At 68.7% G+C, this 2,264-nt stretch carries 1 protein-coding gene and 1 pseudogene; both read right to left on the minus strand.

The features are described 5' to 3' along the window. A pseudogene (locus AC27KI_RS23000) lies at positions 1-541 on the minus strand (hypothetical protein); the annotation flags it as partial. A gap of 123 nt (positions 542-664) precedes the next feature. Next, positions 665-2,264: ATP-dependent DNA helicase RecG (gene recG / locus AC27KI_RS23005; protein WP_487116021.1), on the minus strand; the 1,600-nt coding region annotated here is incomplete at its 5' end.

The raw sequence follows: 2,264 nt of genomic DNA on the forward strand, positions 1-2,264 counted from the left end.
GTGGCGGCGGTGGGGGTGGCGGCGGGGGCGGTGGTGGCGGATCGGGGTCGATCAATTGCTTGGGGCCGCACCAGCCGCTGATTTCCGAGTCGCGGACATCCCCGCGTTCCGCATTCCGGCAGACACAGGAGAATTTGTCGGTGGCGATGTCGTATTTGGGCCGGCTTTCGGTCCAGCCCGCCGGGTTGTAGAGGTATTCGGGGTGCTCGTTCGTGGGCCGGTTGCAGATGGGCATGATGCTGGGGCCGAACCCTTCCACGTTCTCGCAAGGATCGGGACCCAGGGAAGGAATCCCTGTACAGAAATTGCGTCCATAGCTCGACCGCGCGCAAAACTGGGTCGGCCCATATCCGGCTGGCAACGCGCCGCACACGCCCGCCACCGTGCTGGACAGCACCGTGTATCGCATCACGGGCGCCAGCGGGGCCTCTACGTCGATGCCATACCCAAACGGCTTGCTTCTGTCGATCCCCCCTGCCTCTGCCACGCCCCAATAACCCATGGCCTGCAATGCGATGCAGGCGGCCCAGACAACCCTCATGAATCCCTCTCCCGTTTGATCTTGAGTTACGCATTTTATCGACTGCGCAGAAACCCGAACATCGAGATACAGGGAGTTACATTACCCGCGACCCGCCCTGAAAATGCGCCAGGCCTTGGGTCTTCACGCCTTCAGATAATCCGACTTCCCGCCCAGCCACCGCATCACATGCCGCTCGGCCAGGGCGGGAAACCGGTCGAGCATGTGCGGTGCCAGCTCCCTCGCCCACTCCAGCAGCACGGTGTCGGTGGCCAGGTCGGCAAAGCGCAGCAGCGGCGCGCCGGACTGGCGGGCGCCCAGGAATTCGCCCGGGCCGCGGATGTCCAGGTCGCGCCGGGCGATCTCGAAGCCGTCGTTGGTCTCGGCCATGGCCTTGAGGCGTTCGCGGGCGGTCTCGCCCAGCCGGCCGCTGTCGTTGGTGGAATACAGCAGCACGCAGGCCGAGGCTGCCGCGCCCCGCCCCACGCGCCCGCGCAACTGGTGCAGTTGCGACAGGCCGAACCGTTCGGAGTGCTCGATGACCATGAGCGAGGCATTGGGCACATCGACGCCCACCTCGATCACGGTGGTGCTGACCAGCACGCCCATGGCGCCGCTGGTGAAGAGCGCCATGACGGCCTTTTTCTCGGCGCTGGGCATGCGCGAGTGCAGCAGGCCCACCTGCACGGGCGCCTGGCCTGCCGCGATGCCGCCCTGCAGGGCCTCGCTCAGCTCGGCATGGGTGGCGGTGGCGTTGGACAGGTCCAGCGCCTCGCTTTCCTCGATCAGCGGGCACACCCAGTACACCTGCCGGCCCGAGGCGACCTGGGCGGCGATGCGCTCGATGACCTCGTCCTTGCGGCTGTCCGCGATGAGCTTGGTGACGATGGGGGTGCGCCCGGGAGGCAGCTCGTCGATGGTGGAGACGTCCAGGTCGGCGTAGTAGCTCATGGCCAGGGTGCGCGGGATGGGCGTGGCGCTCATCATGAGCATGTGGGGCTCCATGCCCTGCCCTTCGAGCTTTTGCCGCAGCGCCAGGCGCTGCGCCACGCCGAACCGGTGCTGCTCGTCGATCACGGCCAGGGCCAGGCACCGAAAGCGCACCTGCTCCTGGATCACGGCATGGGTGCCGACCACCAGCGCGGCCTCGCCGCTCTCCACCAGGGCCAGCATGGCGGCGCGCTCTTTTTTCTTTTGCCCGCCGACCAGCCAGGCTACGCGCTGGCCACGCGCGGCCAGCAGGGGCTCCAGCCAGCCGACGAGCTTGGCGAAGTGCTGCTCGGCCAGGATTTCGGTGGGGGCCATCAGCGCGCACTGCCAGCCCGCGTCGATGCACACGGCGGCGGCCAGGGCCGCCACCACGGTCTTGCCCGAGCCCACGTCGCCCTGCAGCAGGCGGTGCATGGGCACGGAGCGGCCCAGGTCGCGGGCGATTTCCTCGCCCACGCGGCGCTGGGCGCCCGTGAGGCCGAAGGGCAGCACGGCCAGCAGCTGTTCGGCCAGCGTCAGGCCGCCGTCGCCGGGCGGCGGTGCCTGCAGCACCGGCGCGCGCAGCCGGGCCCGTTCGCGCTTGGACTGCTGCTGCGACAGCTGCTGGGCCAGCAGTTCCTCGGCCTTGAGCCGCTGCCAGGCGGGGTGGCTGTGGTCCTCCAGGGTGGCGATGGCCACGTCCGGCGCCGGGTGGTGCAAAAAAGTGAGCGCCTGCCGCAGATTCCACCCCGGCGCCAGGCCGTTTTTGGCCATG

The sequence above is a fragment of the Acidovorax sp. KPB24-03 genome (assembly GCF_057546605.1).